We start from the raw sequence: 18,902 nt of genomic DNA on the forward strand, positions 1-18,902 counted from the left end.
AGGAGTTGTGTATGAGTAAAAAGTTTACGCTCATTCCGTTAGTCGCTGCCCTGTTTTCAGGTTCATTATTGGCATCGTCAGATAATCTGACAGAAAAAGATTTGCCAGTACTCAAGCAAGAAAGCCAACATAGTACAGCAAGCAAACGGGTGACAAACTTATTTACTCGTGCACACTACAAACCAATTAAATTTAACGATGAATTATCTGAACAGATTTTTGATCGCTACATTGAATCTCTCGACTACAACAAAAGTGTATTTTTAGCGTCTGACATTGCCTCGTTTGAGCAATATAAAGACCAGTTTGATAATGCATTGTCGACAGGTAAATTGGGTTTTGCCTTTGATATTTTTAACTTAAGCTTAAAACGTCGTTTTGAACGTTACGATTATTCTTTATCGCTACTTGAAAATGAAATGAAGTTCGATAATGAAGATGAGTACGTATTTGATCGTGAAGACGCTGATTGGGCAACAAGCCAAGCTGAGCTTGATGAACTTTGGCGTCAACGCGTTAAATATGATGCGTTACGTTTAAAAATGACCGGTAAAGATTGGCAGGGCATCAAAGATGTTCTGACCAAACGCTACCACAATGCGCAAAAACGTTTAGTACAGACAAACAGTGAAGATGCGTTTCAAATTGTGATGAATTCATTCGCACGAAGCATCGAAGCACATACCTCTTATTTATCACCACGACGCGCTGAACAGTTCAAGATGGATATGGATCTTGAGTTAGAAGGTATTGGTGCGGTGCTTAGCTATGATGAAGACTACACAGTTATCCGTAGTTTAGTGCCTGGTGGCCCAGCTGATAAATCAGAACAAATTAAAGCAGATGATCGTATTATTGGTGTTGCTCAAGAAGGCGAAGACTTTGTTGACGTAATTGGCTGGCGTTTAGATGACGTCGTTGATTTGATCAAGGGTCCTAAAGGCACAAAAGTTCGTCTGCAATATCTTAAAGGGGCAGATGCTCACGGCACACCGAAAGTGGTTGAGATTACGCGTGATAAAATTCGCTTAGAAGATCGCGCTGCAAAATCTGAAGTATTTGAAGCAAAATACTCAGACTTAACCAGCAAAATTGGTGTGATTGAAATCCCTGGTTTTTATAACAATTTATCGCAAGACGTTAAAGTTGAAATTGCGAAATTAAAAGAAGCCAAAGTAGACGGCATCATCATCGATTTACGTCAAAACGGGGGCGGTTCACTTTACGAAGCGACTCAGTTATCTGGCTTGTTCATCGACCAAGGCCCAGTTGTACAAATTCATACCCTGAATAATCGTATTGAAGAGCAAAAAGATCGTGACGGTGTCACTTTTTATGATGGCCCACTTACAGTGTTAGTTGATCGCTACAGTGCATCTGCATCAGAGATTTTTGCAGCTGCAATGCAAGACTATGGCCGCGCAATTGTGATTGGTGAACAAACCTTTGGTAAGGGTACCGTTCAACAGCACAAACCACTTGGCCGTGCTTATGACTTATACGATCACCCTTTAGGTAGCGTGCAATATACCATTGCAAAATTCTACCGGATTAACGGCGGCAGCACACAACACAAAGGCGTGATCCCAGATGTATCGTTCCCATCGGCAATTGACCCATCAGAGTGGGGCGAAAGCCAGCAAGATAACGCATTACCTTGGGATAGCATCATCCGTGCTAAGTACAATTCGGTTGATAACCTAAAACCAGCGATTGCTTACGTTAATAAGCTTCATGATACGCGTATTGCCGGTGAGCCTGAGTTTGGCTATGTGTTTGATGACATTAAGCGCTACCAAGAAGAGAAAGACCGTAAGACTATTTCATTGGTTGAAGCGACCCGTCTAAAAGAGAAAGATGAAGGTGAAGAGCGTGCCTTAGAGCGTGCTAATGAACGACTTGTTCGTTTAGGTGAAAAGCCAGTTGAGAAGCTTGATGATTTACCAGATAGCCTTGATGAACTAGACCCTTTCTTAGAAGAAGCGGCATTAATCACCCAAGATTATATAAAATATGGTCGTATCGCTAAGAAATAATTAGCAATTAATTAGCAATATAAATTAATAAAAAGGCGCCTCAGCGCCTTTTTTGCTACCTAAAACAGGTCATATTGGTATAATCACAATACTTGGCTGCATAAGGCCACTGAAGTTTTGCGTCAAAGCTTACAATAATAATTAAACACGCCACATAAGACGTGTAGGAGACTATCTTTTGAATTCAATTGAAGAGAAGCCAATTAAACAGGCCAGTTTTTTAGATGCCTTAATCCCAATTACTGTGCTCGTGTGCCTATTAGGCGCTGCTGTTTATTTATTCGGTGATAATTCATCATCAGGTCCTAACCAAATCGCTTTATTATTCGCTACATTTACCGCGGCATTAATAGGCTTAAAAAATGGTTACACCTGGAAGAAACTAGAACAAGCTATGATTGAGGGGATCACCTTATCCCTGGGAGCAATCATTATTCTATTAATGGTGGGTGCCTTAATTGGTACTTGGTTGTTATCAGGCACCGTACCTACTCTAATTTACTATGGCTTACAAATTATCAACCCTAGCTGGTTCTATGCCGCTAGCTGCTTGATTTGTGGCATTGTCGCTATGAGTATCGGTAGCTCTTGGACAACGGCTGCAACCATTGGTGTGGCGTTATTAGGTGTTGCAACTGGTCTTGGTCTTGAACAAGTTGTCACGGCGGGTGCGGTTATCTCAGGTGCCTACTTTGGTGATAAATTAAGCCCGCTTTCTGAAACAACGAATTTAGCGCCGGCAGTGGCAGGGGCTGATTTATTTGACCATATTCATCACATGCTTTGGACAACGGTACCAAGCTTCATTATCGCATTAATCATTTTCATATTTATGGGCTTTAATGCTGGCGGTTCAGCAGAAGCAGGTCGTATTGACGAAATCGTGAATTTACTAGAACAAAATTTTAATATTGGTTTTGAAATGCTAGTGCCACTGGTGGTGCTGTTATTTTTAGCAATACGTAAGATGCCTGCTTTCCCTGCTATTTCGATTGGTGCCGTGTTAGGTGCAATTTGGGCTATGTTATTTCAATCAGATTTAATCAATAGCCAAATTGATGCATCACAAGGTCATGCTATTGGTTACTTCAAACTAGTTTGGACAACGTTCTTTGACGGTTTCAGCATTGATACTGGCGATGAAAAAATGGACTCATTATTAAGCGGTGGTGGCATGGCTGGCATGCTAACAACAACGTGGTTGATCATGACGGCCTTGATGTTTGGCGCTATCATGGAAAAAACCGGCTTACTTGATATGTTCGTTAAAAGCATTTTAAAAATTGCTAAAAGCACCGGCTCACTTATCACTGCTACGATTGCAACATGTATTGGTACGAATGCAGTTGCAGCGGATCAATATATCGCGATTGTTGTTCCTGGTCGTATGTTTAAAGATGAATACGAAAAACGCGGTTTAAAGCCGGTTAACTTATCTCGCACACTAGAAGATGGCGGCACAATTACCAGCCCACTTATCCCATGGAACACCTGTGGTGCCTACATGCAAAGTGTTTTATTAATCAATCCATTTGATTATGCCATGTATGCATTCTTTAATTTAATTAATCCACTTTTAGCGATTGTTTACGCTTATTTAGGTATTAAAATTTTACGTATTACCCCAAAGCACCTTAAACAAGAAGCTAACGCTGAATAAACTATATAGGCCCTGCAGTGCAGGGCCATTTGGAGTCAGTTATGTCTACTATGACTAAACCTCAAGCTCAATATTTAAAAGATTACCAAGCCCCACAATTTTCAATCCAGCACATCAATTTACGTTTCGAATTAGCCCCTTTAAAAACATCAGTACAGTCAACAATGACAATCAACCGTACCGATGAGAGCAATGCTGATCTTGCGCTTGATGGTGTTGATTTAACACTTATCTCAGTGATGGTTGATGATCAAGCGTATGATGATTACACGCTTGAAGATGAAAAGCTGATTATTCATAACCTGCCTGCAAGTTTTATTCTTAAAATTGAAAACTATATTGATCCACAAACGAATACTTCGTTAGAAGGTTTGTACTTGTCGGGTGGAGCTTACTGTACGCAATGTGAAGCTGAAGGCTTTAGAAAGATTACCTATTACCTTGACCGCCCAGACGTACTTGCCAGCTTTGATGTAACCATTATTGCCGACAAAAAGTACACTCATTTACTGTCTAATGGTAACCAAATTGAATCAGGTAACTTAGATGACGGTCGTCATTTTGTAAAATGGCAAGACCCATTTAAAAAGCCTAGCTACTTATTTGCATTAGTCGCCGGTGACTTTGACGTATTTCGTGACCATTACACGACGCAGTCTGGTCGAAAAGTAGAATTAGCTTTGTTTGTTGATAAAGGTAATTTATCTAAGACGCCTCATGCTATGACGTCTTTAAAGAAATCAATGCAATGGGATGAAGAGCGCTTTAACCTTGAATACGATTTAGATATCTACATGATTGTTGCCGTTGATTTCTTCAACATGGGCGCAATGGAAAATAAAGGTTTGAATATCTTTAACTCTAAATGTGTTCTGGCGAATCAAGAAACAGCCACTGACAAAGATTATCATACGATTGAATCAATTGTAGGGCACGAGTATTTCCATAACTGGACCGGCAACCGTGTTACTTGCCGTGACTGGTTCCAGCTGTCGTTAAAAGAGGGCTTAACGGTTTTCCGCGACCAAGAGTTTAGTAGCGATTTAGGTTCTCGTGCGCTTAACCGTATCGATGCAGTTAAAGTCATGCGTACTCACCAATTTAGTGAAGATGCAGGGCCGATGGCACACCCAATTCGCCCTGAAAAAGTCATTGAAATGAATAACTTTTACACGGTGACTGTGTATGACAAAGGGGCTGAAGTTATTCGCATGATGCATACTTTACTGGGCGAAGAAAAGTTCCAGCAAGGTATGGCATTATATTTCGAACGTCATGACGGACAAGCTGTTACTTGTGACGATTTTGTAGCTGCAATGAGTGATGCCTCAGGCATCGATTTAACGCAATTTAAGCGCTGGTATAGCCAAGCGGGAACGCCTAAACTCAGTGTAGAACAAGAGTTTGATGAAAAGAATCAGACCTTTACATTAAGTATTGAGCAGTTTGCACCTGATAATCAGCCTAACAATGCCTTATTACATATTCCATTTGCTATTGAGCTATTAGATAGTGAAGGGCAGTCGCTACCTCTTATAATTGATAATCAGGTCCAAGGTTCGGTATTAAATGTCACTGAAAAAACGCAGCAGTTTGTTTTCGAGGGCATTAAACAGCGCCCTGTAGCAGTGCTACTAGAAGATTTCTCTGCGCCGTGTATTGTTAATCAAGATACATCTGCTGCTGATCTATTACATATCATCCGTTTTGCTCGCAGTGATTTTTCACGTTGGGATGCTCAGCAGCGTTTATTTACTAATGAAATGAAAGCGGCGATTGCCAGTGGTGAAGCCTGTTTATCGGATGACATTTTATTCGCATTAAAAGCATTAATTGATCAGCGAAAGGGTGATCTTGCTCTAATTGCTGAGCTTTTAAAACTGCCTAGCTACGATACCCTCGCAGCAGAATATGCAGTTATCCCTGTTGATGACATTATTGCTGTACAAAATGCATTTGAATCACAAATAGCAACTCACCTAACAGAATCATTGGTAAATTGTTATAACGCGCTAGAAGACGATGGTTCAACATCTGCGACAGCTGTTGCCGTACGTGCTCTTAAGCAACTTTGTTTACATTATTTAGCGAAAACGAATCATAGCGACGTTAATAGCCTCATCATAGAATCTGCACACAGTATTAATATGACCAATGCCCTTGCCGCATTGAGTGCGGTGGTAAAAGCAAACCATTCACTATGTGATACGCTGCTAACAGAGTTTGATGCAAAGTGGCGCCATGATGTGCTCGTTATGGATAAATGGTTTGCGTTGCAAGCAATGAAAGATTCTGCAACGAGTATCAACGATATTAAAGCGCTCTATGAACACCCAAGTTTTGACTTTGGTAACCCTAACCGCGTGCGTGCTTTAGTTGGCAGCTTTAGTCACTTTAATATCACTCAGTTCCATCGTGCAGATGGTAAAGGATACCAGCTGTTGGGTGACTTATTAGTGAAGCTTAATGATATTAATCCGCAAAATGCATCACGTATGCTGACGCCATTTATGTCATGGAAACGCTATGATGAAAATCGTTCTGCGGCAATGAAAGCACAACTACAACGTTTAGCTGATTTAGATGGACTCAGTGATGATCTGTTTGAAAAAGTAGAGAAAGCACTCGAAAGTTAATGACAGAATATTATTTTGCATTGTATCTGAGTTACTCAGAATGTCTTGATTACTACCACGGTAAATATAAATCGGTACAAGTCACAGAAGATGGTGGCAAGACACTCCGATTTGCTGCCAGTCATTTACGTCCTTTTATTTCATCGTTAGGAATAAGAGGGCGTTTTAGATTAACGTTAACCGCAGATAATCAATTCTTAAAACTCGAAAAAATCAGTTAATAAAGCAGCTTCGGCTGCTTTTTTGTCACCTAAAAAGCTAATTTTCACTGTCCCCAATTCGCTAAATTTATTATATTTTTGTTAATTCGATTTGTTCTATTGTTAATTTACGTGTATAAAATATCTGGTATGACGTCTTACCAATACGTAAACGTCACATTTTTAAATAAATATTAACCGATTGAACGCGTTCCGTATTGTAATTTTAGCGTTTCGCTTCTATCGTTAGAAAGATACTAAAAACAACAATTTGATCACAAAACAACCCGTTACAGGGGGATGAACACAATGATAAAACGATCGCTTTTTGTTAAAAACAAAATAGCTTTGGGACTCGCTGCAGCTACACTCGGACTCTCAAGCACATCTTTGCATGCGGCAAATTTTGAGTTAGGTGGCTTCGACGTTCGATTTGACTCTAACTTTTCTTATGGTCAAAGCATACGAATTGAAGACCGTGATTTCCAACATATTGGTAAAAGTAATAATCCTTCATTTGATTGGACGGGTTATCACTCTGCGCTAAATCCAATTTATTCTTCTGCTGATGTATGGAACCAACCGGGTGCTTACTCAAATAATGGTGATGCAGGTAACCTTAATTTTGATAGTGGTGATTCATTTTCAAAATTATTAAAAGGTAACCATGAGCTATCAATCAGCAAAGATAACTTTGGTTTATTTACTCGCTTCATGTATTTCTACGACTTCGCCCTAATGGATGGTGATTTTGCGTATAGCAATCCAACATCAGGTAAAAAAGTAGACCCATGTGATGATGACGACACCAAAGAACAAGTGTGTGCTGATCTGCGTTTATTAGATGCTTATGTATGGGCAAACTTTGATTTAAATGAAGGTCGTAACCCGCTGTCTATTCGTTTAGGCCAACAAGTTGTTAACTGGGGGAGAGTACTTTAATTTCTCACGGTATTAACGTAAACCCTGTTGATATCGATCGTTTAAAAGCCCCTGGTGCTGAATTAAAAGAAGCCTTTATTCCAGTTGGTATGCTTTGGGCGTCTTTAGGTATTACTGATAATGTAACCCTTGAAGGCTTTTACCAATATCAATGGCATGAAACGCGCCTTCCTGCGGCTGGTACGTACTTCTCGACCAACGATTTCGCATCTGAAAATGGTTATCAACAAAATATCCAATTAGGCTTCACGTCTAACCCAGATATCGACTTAGCATTCTTAACTGAAAGCTTAAATAATTTAGATGACATTGTTCGCTCGCAAGGTGTTGATCCTACATCAGTACAAGGCCGAGCAATGATGGCACAAATGTACCTAGCTTACCCAACTAAAGTGGCGTTAAAAGGCAAAGGTGGTGCTGGTAAAAACGAACCTGATGACGGTGGCCAATACGGTTTACGTTTAGGTATGTTCTTACCTGATTTGAATGATACTGAGTTAGCGCTATATCACATTAACTATCATAGCCGTCGCCCGGTAATCTCTGGTCAGGTTTCAAACTTTACCAGTGAAGCAATCGCTGCCGATATCGGTATGCTTTTAACAACAGATATCACTGAAGATAACGTAACAAACCTACAAGCATTCACTAAAGGCCAGTTAGAATACCCTGAAGATATTAAACTTTACGGTATCAGCTTCAATACCTCGCTAGGTGAAACAGCATTTGCCGGTGAATTTGCCTTCCGTCAAGATGAGCCTCTACAAATTGATGACGTAGAGTTACTGTATGCGGGTATGCCTGAGCAACTAGCTGTTGCGGGTATTCGTCCTGACTTTGCTGGTATTTCGCAAATGAGTCTTGGCGATGCGACAAGTGTTGTAGGTCCTGGTGAAGTTGCACAAGGTTTCATCCTGCGTAATACAGCACAGTTACAATTTACAGCAACACATCTATTTGGCCCATCATTAGGTGCTGATAGCTGGGCAGTTGTTGGTGAAATTGGTGGTGTACGCATTAACGATATGCCTGACTACGACGAGCTTCGTTTAAACGTAGCGGGTACTGGTCGAAGCGGTATCATGCAAGGCCCGTTAAGTGATGATTACTCAACACTTCACCTAGGTCTGTCTAATGGTCCTGAGACGAACCCATTCCCAACAGCATCGGCTTGGGGTTATCGTCTTATTGCGAAAGGTGATTACTACAACATTTTTAATGGTGTTAACTTCTCGCCACGTTTTGTGTTCTCACATGACGTGAATGGTATTACACCAGATCCAATGTTCTTATTTGTTGAAGACCGTAAATCGCTCGGTGTTACTATGAACTTCAACTATCAAAATGCGTGGTCGTTCGACTTTAGCTACAACTCTTTCTGGGGTGGTGGTGCAACGAATACTTTCTCTGACCGCGATTATGTTTCTTTCAATATTAAATATTCAATCTAAGGGTAAATTATGATTATTAGAAAACCTACCCTCATTGCTGCAGCATTTTGTGGCATTTTCGCAAGCTCGAATGTACTTGCAAAAATTACCGCTGATGAAGCGGCACGTTTAGGTAATGATTTAACGCCAATTGGTGCAGAAAAAGCAGCGAATAAAGACGGCTCAATTCCAGCTTGGACTGGCGGCATTACAACGCCACCGGCTAGTTATAAGCCAGGTATGCATCATCCTGATCCGTATGCAGATGATAAAATTTTATTCACGATTGATAAATCGAATGTTGCCGAGTACAAAGATTACTTGAGCCCAGGTCAAATTGAATTATTCAATACCTATCCTGACACATTCAAAATGAACATCTATCCAACCCGTCGTAGCGCGTCTTATCCGCAGTTTGTATATGATGCAACGAAAAAATATGCAACGACAGCGGAATTAGTGGAAGGTGGTAATGGTATTAAAAATACCGCTGTAGGTGTGCCGTTTCCAATTCCTAAAGATGGTTTAGAAGCTATTTGGAACCACTTATTACGTTTCCGTGGTTTATCAATCGAGCGCTCTGGTGGTCAAGCAGCACCAACAGCATCAGGCTCTTATAACTACGTTGGTTTTGAAGAGCAATTGTTAGTTGAGTATTCATCTCCTGAAGCGACACCTGAAAAACTACAAGAATCAAATATCTTGTTTAAGTTTAAGCAAAAAGTAACTGAGCCTGCGCGTCTTGCTGGTACTGCGTTATTAGTTCATGAAACCATGGACCAAATCTTAACGCCACGCCAAGCTTGGACATACAACTCAGGTCAACGCCGTGTTCGTCGCGCACCTAATGTTGCTTATGATGCACCAGGAACAGCGGCTGACAGCTTACGTACAACTGATGACTTTGATATGTTCAATGGTTCACCGAACCGTTACAACTGGACATTAAAAGGTAAGCAAGAGCTTTATATTCCTTATAACAGCTACAAGCTACACAGTGACAAACTGAGCTATGATGACATTTTACAAGCTGGTCATATCAACCCTGAGCATGTTCGTTATGAAAAACACCGTGTTTGGGTTGTAGAAGCGAATCTAAAAGAGGGCACGCGTCACATTTATAAGAAACGTGTTTTCTATATTGATGAAGATAGCTGGCAAGTACATGTAACGGATATCTACGATAACCGTGATCAAATGTATCGTGTAGCGATGGCACATGGTCTTAACTACTATGAAGTACCAACTCATTGGAGTACGTTAGAAGTTTACCATGATCTTAACTCACGTCGTTATTTAGCAATTGGTTTAGATAACCAAGAAAAAATGTATGATTTCTCTAAATCATTCAACGATAACGAGTTTACTTCAAGCGCATTACGTCGCGAAGGTCGTTAATCAAAATAAGGCACCTGCTAACAGGTGCCTTTTGCAATTCGCGTAAGTCATCAGGACACGCAATTGGTTTTCCCAGTGGCTTTTTTGACTTCTCTTTTTATCATTTCGAAGGCGATTTATCTTTATGAAGTATTTGCTTTATGCCTGTCTTGCTTATAGTGCTTCATGTTTTTCTCAAGACATGCCAGTAGCGCAACACGCCGTTAGCGCTGTTAATGCGAACAAAACTCTTCTTACTGACATTGAATTAGCAGGTTCACAGCTGGTTGCTGTAGGTAAACATGGTGTGGTTATTACAAGCTCAGATGCGCAATCTTGGCAACAAGCGAGTGTCCCAACACAAGTACTACTCACAGCCGTTGATTTTTACAATAGCGACTTAGGCTGGGCATGTGGTCATGATGCAACCATCATTAACACAGTGGATGCAGGTAAAACATGGCAGTTACAACAATCTTTACCAAACATGGATAAACCGTGTTTGGATATCTTATTTACATCAGAAAAGCACGGTTATGCCGTTGGCGCTTATGGCATGTTTTTTGAAACCAATGATGGTGGTGAGCATTGGCAAAAGCGCTTTTTAGATAGTTTACTGTTTGAAGATGACCGTGATTATTTAAATGACTTAAAAGAAAATGATCCTGAGGGTTATGAAGTCGAGACAGCATCAATACTGCCACATTTTAATCGCATCGTTAAAGCCGGTGAGCGTTTGATTTTAGCCGGTGAAATGGGTCTGATGGCAGAAAGTGTCGACAATGGCCAAACATGGCAACGCCTCGAAGAGATCTATATGGGCTCTTTCTTTACGTTTGCGTCAACTGCAGATCAGGGAGGCGAAGACATCGTTGCAGGACTTCGAGGCAATATTTTTACTCGTCAAGCCGACAGTGAACAGTGGCAGCAAATCCCGCACAGCAATTATGCAACCGTGAATAGCGTAATTAATTACAATAATGAATGGCTATTATTTGCAAACAGTGGCGTGATTTTCCATATCAAAAATGATCAACTCTCAGAAGAACAAATGGCAGATGGTAAGTCATTACTCGATGGCGTTGTGTTTCAAAACAAACTGATTATGGCTTCAGAAAATGGCATTAAAGTGAAGGAGTTGAATCCGTAATGCGTGGATTTTTAGATATCTTAGAAAGAGCGGTGTTTCGCCATCGCTTGTTCGCAATTATTTCTTTTGCTTTGATCACCTGTTTTTTATTATTCAAAGCAACGCAAATTCAATTAGACGCGTCGTTTAACAAAAATATTCCGCTCAATCATGACTACATGAAAGTTTACACTAAACACGAAAAGCAGTTTGGTGGCGCTAACAGTATTTTAATTTCAGTCTGTGATGCAGACGGTGATATTTTTAATGAAGAATTTTTTACTCAACTGAAAGCAGTTCACGACCAGCTTTACTTTATTCCAGGGGTAAACCGTCCCTTAGTAAATTCAATTTTTGCACCGAGTGCGCGTTTCGTTGAAGTGGTTGAAGATGGTTTCGCCGGTGGTCCCATTATTCCTGCAAACTTTACAGCAGACAAACGTGGTCTTGCGGTTGTAAAAGAAAACATCGAAAAAGCAAAAGTAGTTGGTCGCATGATTGCAAGCGACTACTCGTGTGCAATGGTAACTGCTCAGCTACTCGAGACTGATCCACAAACACAAGAAAAACTCGACACGTTAGCCTTTGCTGAAAAGTTAGAAACACAAGTACGTGAACCGCTAAGTACTGACAAGGTCAGTATTCATATTATCGGTTTTGCAAAAATGGCTGGGGATGTCGCAGAGGGCGCTAAGGGCGTACTGTTATTCTTTGCTATTGCTATTGCTTTCACATTTGTGATGGTTTGGCTGTTCTGCCATTCTTTAAAACTGACTATTTTGCCGATTGCTTGTTCGATCATTGCTGTTGTTTGGCAGTTAGGCTTGCTGTCAAGCCTAGGCTTTGGTTTAGACCCTATGTCAATTTTGGTGCCGTTTTTAGTGTTTGCCATTGGTGTAAGCCATGGTGTGCAAATGATTAATGATATCGGTAAAAAAGTCACATCAGGCAGCTCAACCAGAGTGTGCTGTCAGGCAAGCTTTAGAGCACTACTTATTCCAGGTGGTATTGCTCTGTTATCTGATACCGTGGGCTTTTTAACTTTACTGACGATTGATATTGGTATTATTCGTGAGCTTGCTATTACCGCGAGCTTAGGTGTTGCGGTTATTATTTTCACAAACTTAATCTTATTGCCGGTTTGGGCTTCGTATATGCACTTCGAAGGTTCAGTGCATATTCAAGCGGGTACACATACAGACAAACCGAATTTCTTAGATAAACTACGTGAACTTTTAGTTAAAGCAACAGACCGTAAAACAGCTGTGTTCATCATTGCACTGACAGCCGTGTTATTCGCTGTGGGCTATTGGCAAGCTGATAAGATGCGTATCGGTGATTTACATGCTGGTGCACCATCACTACATCAAGATGCCCGTTATAACCAAGATACTTTCTTAATATCAGATAAATACACCATATCTTCAGATATCCTAAAAGTGATTGTTGAAGCCTATCCTGCAGCATGTACTGAGCATGATGTGATGGAACGTATTAGTCGTTTCCAATGGCAAATGGAAAACGTAGCAGGGGTGCAATCGGCTGTGAGTTTAAGCTCAGTTGCACAATCTGTGAATGCAGGCTTTAACGAAGGTAACTTAAAATGGCAAAGCTTGCCGCGAAACACCGCGAGCTTAGTGCAATCAACATCGCGTGTTGAAACAAGCTCAGGCTTACTTGATGGAAACTGTTCTGTCATGCCGGTGATTATTTTCTTAAATGACCACAAAGCAGAAACGATTGACCACGTTGTTGCTAAAGTTAAAGAGTTTGCTGCTGGCGAAGAAACTGACACGTTGAAGTTTAAACTTGCATCAGGGCCTGTGGGTGTAATGGCTGCAACGAACGAATCAGTATCAGCTGCGCAGCTACCTATGATGCTTTACGTTTACGGCGCCGTAATCCTGCTATGCTTAATAAGCTTTAGAAGTGTGAAGGCCACAATCGCCGTAGTATTACCTCTGTACATCGTATCGACGTTAGCGCAAGCGTTGATGGTACAGTTAGAAATTGGCTTAACAGTGTCGACACTACCAGTTATCGCTTTAGGTGTTGGTATTGGTGTTGATTATGGGATTTATATACTGTCATCAATGATGGGGCAGCTAAAACAAGGTGTCGCACTGGAAGTGGCTTATCGCAATGCATTAGCAGAGCGTGGTAGCGCAGTGTTATTCACGGGTATTACCTTAGCTATCGGTGTCAGCACATGGATTTTCTCTGATCTGAAGTTCCAAGTAGATATGGGTATACTTTTGACCTTCATGTTCTTGGTTAACATGTTGGGTGCAGTACTACTTTTACCTGCAATTGGTAGCTTCCTCTGGACTGACCAGAAAAAATAATGTGAATAATTGTGCTCCAATATGGCCAGTAATGGCCATTTATATCTATATTTTGTGAATAGATGACCAAATAGCTGAAAAGCTTAAAATGATTTCATCGAAAAGGCTGTTTATTAGCTGTAAAAGAGTTAGAATTTACCTGACTCCACGCTAATAAATGGCTGTACAAATATTCTACTAATCGATAAGTAGTATAGATTAAGGAACATACAATGACACGAAATGAAGGGCAAGCCTCGGTTATCTTAGATAATGTCTGTAAGCTGATCCAGAAAAAAGTTCACGCTGATAATGTGTTACTCGTTGAGAAATTCGCCAAAGCCTTGTACAGCAATATGTCTAAAGAGGATTTGGCACATCGCAACGATAGTGACTTATATGGCGCTGCACTAAGCCTATGGAACTCGCTAGAAAAAAATAATTCTGATGACGCGGTTGTCCGTGTCTTCAACCCAGAAGTAGCAAAAGATGGCTGGCAGTCATCGCACACTATTGTTGAAATCATCGCGAAAGACATGCCTTTCTTAGTTGATTCTGTGCGTATGGCCATGACTCGCGCAAACATCGCTTCTCACTTATTACTTCACTCTCCGCTGAAAATCCAACGTGATAAAAACGCGAAAATCACGGGTATTTCAAGCTTAAAGGCTGAGCAAGAATCAACGTCGACAAAAACTGTGTTCTTTATCGAAATTGACCGTCAAACAGATGCAAAAGTGATTGAGTCTTTCAAAGAAGAACTTGAATCTGTGCTTGTTGATGTATCGATTGCTGTAGAAGATTGGCAGCCAATTCGTGACAAGTTGATTGCGGTAACCAAAGAGCTACCAAAACGCCATCATAATAATAACGATAGTGAAGTTGCTGAAACCGTTGAGTTTTTAGACTGGTTAGCAAAAGATAACTTTACCTTAATGGGTTACCGTGAGTACGAATTATCAGCGGTTAAAGGTGATTATCAATTAAAAGGTAAAAAGGGCACAAGCCTTGGTCTGATGAAAAATTCAGATGAAGAGCACAGCCGTTTATTATCAGAATTACCTGAAGTTGCTCGTCAAGAAGCACGTAGCAATAACTTACTGATCTTAACTAAAACTAACTCAGTATCTCGCGTTCATCGCCCAGCTTATATCGATTACGTAGGTATTAAGCGTTTTGATGACAAAGGCAATGTAATTGGTGAAGACCGTTTTATTGGTTTATTCTCATCAAGCTTTTATAACAACAGCGCTGCTGATGTACCGGTACTAAAAAGTAAAATTAACCGCATTATGGAGATGTGTGATTTTGCAAAAGGTACACACGCATACAAAGCGGTATTGAATATTCTAGAAACGTATCCACGTGATGAGCTTGTTCAAGCACGTGAAACAGAGCTTCTTGAAGTTGCGATGGGTGTATTGCAAGTTCAAGAGCGTGATATGTGTCGCTTGTTCGTTCGTAAAGACGCTTATGGTCGTTTCTTATCTTGCATGGTTTACGTACCGCGTGAGCGCTACAACACGGCCCTTCGTCGTGAAACGCAACGTATCTTAGCCAATGCATTTAATTCTGACGATAAAGTCGAATTTACTACTTTCTTCTCTGAGTCAACATTAGCCCGTACACACTACACGGTGCGTGTGACTGACAATAATATTGAATATAACGTGAAAGACATCGAAAACAACCTAATTGAAGCTGCCCGTACATGGGAAGATAGACTCCAATCTGCACTTCTAGAAAGCGCAGGTGAAGCACGTGGTAAAGAATTAAACCGTAAATATGCGCAAGCGTTTGCAAGTGCGTACAAAGATCAGGTTCTACCAAGTGCTGCGGTTGTTGATATTGAAAAACTTGAACTTCTGAATGACGAAAACAAACTAGAAATGTTGTTCTATCGTCCACAAGAAGAAGCAAATACCAATGTAGTTCGCTTAAGCTTATTCCATAAAGATGAGCCAATCCACTTATCTGACGTCATGCCAATGTTAGAAAACTTTGGTTTACGTGTCGTGGGTGAAACGCCTTACTCAGTTAAAACAACTGACGGTAAAGTTAATTGGATCATGGACTTCACCATGCTAATTGACAACAAAGGCATTGCTGACTTTGATAAAGTTTCAGCGCGTTTCCGTGCTGCATTAACAAATGTGTGGAATAACCGTTTAGAAAACGATGGTTTCAACCGCTTAGTATTAATGGGTGGTTTAACGGGTCGCGAAGCGTCTATTCTTCGTGCCTATGCAAAATACATGCGTCAAATTGGTGTAACGTTCTCACAAACTTACATTGAAAGCACATTTGCAAATTACCCACACATTGCATCGCAAATCGTAAACTTATTCACTAAAAAGTTCTCAGTTAAGAACCCAGGCAGTGAAAAAGTTTTAGAAAAGCTAATCGCACAAATTTATTTAGAACTTGAAAACGTAGCGAACCTGGATGATGACCGTATCATTCGTTTATACGTAGACATGATCATCGCGACACTAAGAACGAACTTCTTCCAAAAAGAAGCGGATGGCCAATTTAAGTCATATGTATCGTTCAAGGTTCAGCCTTCTATGATCCCAGAAATGCCATTACCGCTTCCAGCGTTTGAGATTTTCGTATACTCACCGCGCGTTGAAGGTGTGCATTTACGTGGTGGTAAAGTTGCGCGTGGTGGTCTTCGTTGGTCTGACCGTCGTGAAGACTTCCGTACTGAGGTACTGGGTCTTGTTAAAGCACAGCAAGTTAAAAACACGGTTATCGTGCCAGTAGGTTCTAAAGGTGGTTTCGTATGTAAACAGCTACCGACAGACCGTGAAGCGTTCTTTAAAGAAGGCCAAGAGTGTTACAAAATCTTCATCCGTGGTTTATTAGATATCACAGATAACATCGAACGTGGTGAGATTGTGCCACCAGTTGATGTTGTTCGTCATGATGAAGATGATCCGTATTTAGTAGTTGCTGCCGATAAGGGTACTGCGACTTTCTCTGATATCGCTAACGGCATCGCAAATGAATATAACTTCTGGCTAGGGGATGCATTCGCATCTGGTGGTTCAGTTGGTTATGACCATAAGAAAATGGGTATCACTGCTAAAGGTGGTTGGGAATCTGTTAAACGTCATTTCCGCGAAATGGATATTGACTGTCAAACAACAGACTTCACTGTTGTGGCTATCGGTGACATGGCAGGTGACGTATTTGGTAACGGTATGTTGCTTTCTAAGCACATTCGCTTACAAGTTGCATTTAACCACATGCATATCTTCGTTGATCCAAACCCAGATGCAGCGGCATCTTACCCAGAGCGTGAGCGTTTATTCAATCTACCGCGTTCTTCTTGGGAAGATTACAACAAAGACCTTATTTCACAAGGCGGTGGTGTATTCTCTCGTGCGGCTAAATCAATTAGCTTAAGCCCTGAAATGAAGAAAATGCTTGGCACTAAAAAAGCAAGCATGACACCTAACGAGTTAATCAAAGCTGCACTGATGATGGAGTTTGATTTACTTTGGAATGGTGGTATCGGTACTTACATCAAGAACTCTAAAGAGACAGATGCTGATGTGGGTGACCGCGCGAATGATGCACTTCGTATTAATGGCTCTGAGCTAGGTGCGAAGATCTTAGGTGAAGGTGGTAACTTAGGTGCGACGCAACTTGGTCGTATCGAATTTGCTGCGAAAGGCGGTCGTGTTAACACTGACTTCATCGATAACGTAGGTGGTGTTGCGTGTTCAGATAACGAAGTAAACATTAAGATCTTACTGAATGGTCTAGTTGCTGAAGGTGATTTAACGCGTAAACAACGTGATGAGTTACTTTATTCAATGACTGATGAAGTGTCTGAGTTAGTATTAAAAGACTGTTATCGTCAAACACATACCTTATCGATTACACAATCAAAAGGTACATCTACGCTTAAAGAAAAAGTACGCTTTATCCATGCCCTTGAAAAAGACGGCAAGCTTAACCGTGCAATCGAGTTCATCCCAACAGATGAAGAACTTGCAGAGCGCGCAGCAGCGGGTAAAGACTTAACTCGTCCAGAGCTTTCTGTACTTGTTTCTTACGCGAAAATGGTTCTTAAAGAGTCTCTAGTGGTTGATGAAATCACAGAAAACCCTTATTACCGTCAGTTATTAGTTAATTCATTCCCGGTACCACTTCGTGAGAAGTTCAACGATGCAATGGATAACCACCCACTTCGTAAAGAAATTATCGCAACAAAACTTGCGAATAATATCGTCAATGATATGGGCCTTAACTTTATGGTTCGTATGCACGAAGAAACAGGTGCAAACGAAGCTGAAATCGCTCTTTGCTACTCAATCGCAAAAGAAGTGTTCGAGATGCCACAAACATGGTCATCTATTGTTGCACTTGATAATAAGATCCCAGCAGCTGTACAAACAGAAATGCTATATCAACTACGTCGTACGGTTCGTCGTGCAACACGTTGGTTCTTACGTCATCGCAATAAAGCACAAACTATTGAGCAAGCAATTGAATTCTTCGCACCAACATTTGCTGATTTAAGTGAAAACCTAAACAGTTACATGGTTGAAAAAGAAAGCGAGCGTCTGGTTAGAGCAGCTGACAAGCTAATTGACAGCAATGTACCAAAAGCACTTGCGACACGTATAGTTTCACTATCAAGCTTATTCTCTGTAATGGACTTAGCTGAAATTGCTAACAATTCAGAGCGTAGCATTGATATGGTTTCTAATACCTACTTCAAGTTAGGTGCGCGTATGGGCTTACATTGGTTCCTTGACCAAATCACTAACCAACCAGTAGCAAACCACTGGCAAGCACTTGCTCGTGCTTCATACCGTGAAGAGCTTGATTGGCAACAACGTACCTTATCAGCTGTGGTACTGAATAGCTTTGCAGCAGATAGCAAAGACATTGATGCACAAATTGATGAGTGGATGGATAACCAAGATCTACTTCTACAACGTTGGAAACAAATGTTATCTGAGTTCAAAACATCGCAAAGTCACGATTTCGCGAAGTTCTCAGTGGCACTACGTGAACTAATGTTGTTAAGCCACAACTGTGACACTTCCAAATAAGTGAAAAGTCGTTAAAATACATACCCCAGCTCGCTGGGGTATTTTTTTGCCCTTAATTTGCAATGGTCCGTTTCATAAACGGCTACCTTGTTTATT

Annotated in this window: 8 protein-coding genes and 1 pseudogene; all 9 read left to right on the forward strand. The window is 40.8% G+C overall.

Translation table 11 applies throughout. From position 1 onward, the window contains the following. The first annotated feature begins 11 nt into the window (after window positions 1-11). The 9 genes and pseudogenes from prc (at window position 12) to P4S60_RS07025 (ending at window position 18,806) form a co-directional block, all read left to right on the forward strand. The gene (prc, locus tag P4S60_RS06985; RefSeq protein WP_337115460.1) at window positions 12-2,036 is read left to right on the forward strand and encodes a carboxy terminal-processing peptidase; all 2,025 of its coding nucleotides are present in this window, start codon (window positions 12-14) and stop codon (window positions 2,034-2,036) included. Between the two features lie 178 nt (window positions 2,037-2,214). Further along, window positions 2,215-3,696, forward strand: coding sequence for a Na+/H+ antiporter NhaC (gene nhaC, locus P4S60_RS06990; RefSeq protein ID WP_063705570.1), 1,482 nt, complete (start codon window positions 2,215-2,217; stop codon window positions 3,694-3,696). 41 nt (window positions 3,697-3,737) lie between these two features. Continuing rightward, on the forward strand, window positions 3,738-6,332 hold the full coding sequence (gene pepN, locus P4S60_RS06995; RefSeq protein ID WP_337115461.1) for an aminopeptidase N: 2,595 nt from the start codon (window positions 3,738-3,740) through the stop codon (window positions 6,330-6,332). After that, window positions 6,332-6,553 (forward strand): DUF2835 domain-containing protein, encoded by a 222-nt coding sequence (locus P4S60_RS07000; protein ID WP_337115462.1) that lies wholly within the window; start codon window positions 6,332-6,334, stop codon window positions 6,551-6,553. The genes pepN and P4S60_RS07000 overlap by 1 nt, the downstream gene beginning before the upstream one ends. Before the next feature lie 288 nt (window positions 6,554-6,841). Then, window positions 6,842-8,925: pseudogene (locus P4S60_RS07005) on the forward strand (DUF1302 domain-containing protein). 12 nt (window positions 8,926-8,937) lie between these two features. Continuing rightward, on the forward strand, window positions 8,938-10,302 hold the full coding sequence (locus tag P4S60_RS07010; RefSeq protein WP_337116836.1) for a DUF1329 domain-containing protein: 1,365 nt from the start codon (window positions 8,938-8,940) through the stop codon (window positions 10,300-10,302). 124 nt (window positions 10,303-10,426) lie between these two features. Then, window positions 10,427-11,431 carry a WD40/YVTN/BNR-like repeat-containing protein gene (locus P4S60_RS07015; protein ID WP_337115463.1) on the forward strand — a complete coding sequence of 335 codons (1,005 nt, stop codon included), beginning with the start codon at window positions 10,427-10,429 and terminating at the stop codon, window positions 11,429-11,431. Then, complete coding sequence (locus P4S60_RS07020; RefSeq protein WP_337115464.1) at window positions 11,431-13,755, forward strand: efflux RND transporter permease subunit; 2,325 nt, start codon at window positions 11,431-11,433, stop codon at window positions 13,753-13,755. Before P4S60_RS07015 ends, P4S60_RS07020 begins: the two co-directional genes overlap by 1 nt. Before the next feature lie 212 nt (window positions 13,756-13,967). Continuing rightward, window positions 13,968-18,806 (forward strand): NAD-glutamate dehydrogenase, encoded by a 4,839-nt coding sequence (locus tag P4S60_RS07025; RefSeq protein WP_337115465.1) that lies wholly within the window; start codon window positions 13,968-13,970, stop codon window positions 18,804-18,806. The last annotated feature ends 96 nt before the right edge of the window (window positions 18,807-18,902 follow it).

This window comes from Pseudoalteromonas sp. Hal040 (assembly GCF_037162425.1).
In the GTDB taxonomy this organism is placed as follows: Bacteria; Pseudomonadota; Gammaproteobacteria; order Enterobacterales; family Alteromonadaceae; genus Pseudoalteromonas; species Pseudoalteromonas gelatinilytica.

Coding starts and splice junctions, on each gene's coding strand:
- P4S60_RS07015 (WP_337115463.1), top strand. CDS start 10,427: ATGAAGTATTTGCTTTATGCCTGTCTTGCTTATAGTGCTTCATGTTTT.
- pepN (WP_337115461.1), top strand. CDS start 3,738: ATGTCTACTATGACTAAACCTCAAGCTCAATATTTAAAAGATTACCAA.
- prc (WP_337115460.1), top strand. CDS start 12: ATGAGTAAAAAGTTTACGCTCATTCCGTTAGTCGCTGCCCTGTTTTCA.
- P4S60_RS07000 (WP_337115462.1), top strand. CDS start 6,332: ATGACAGAATATTATTTTGCATTGTATCTGAGTTACTCAGAATGTCTT.
- P4S60_RS07020 (WP_337115464.1), top strand. CDS start 11,431: ATGCGTGGATTTTTAGATATCTTAGAAAGAGCGGTGTTTCGCCATCGC.
- P4S60_RS07025 (WP_337115465.1), top strand. CDS start 13,968: ATGACACGAAATGAAGGGCAAGCCTCGGTTATCTTAGATAATGTCTGT.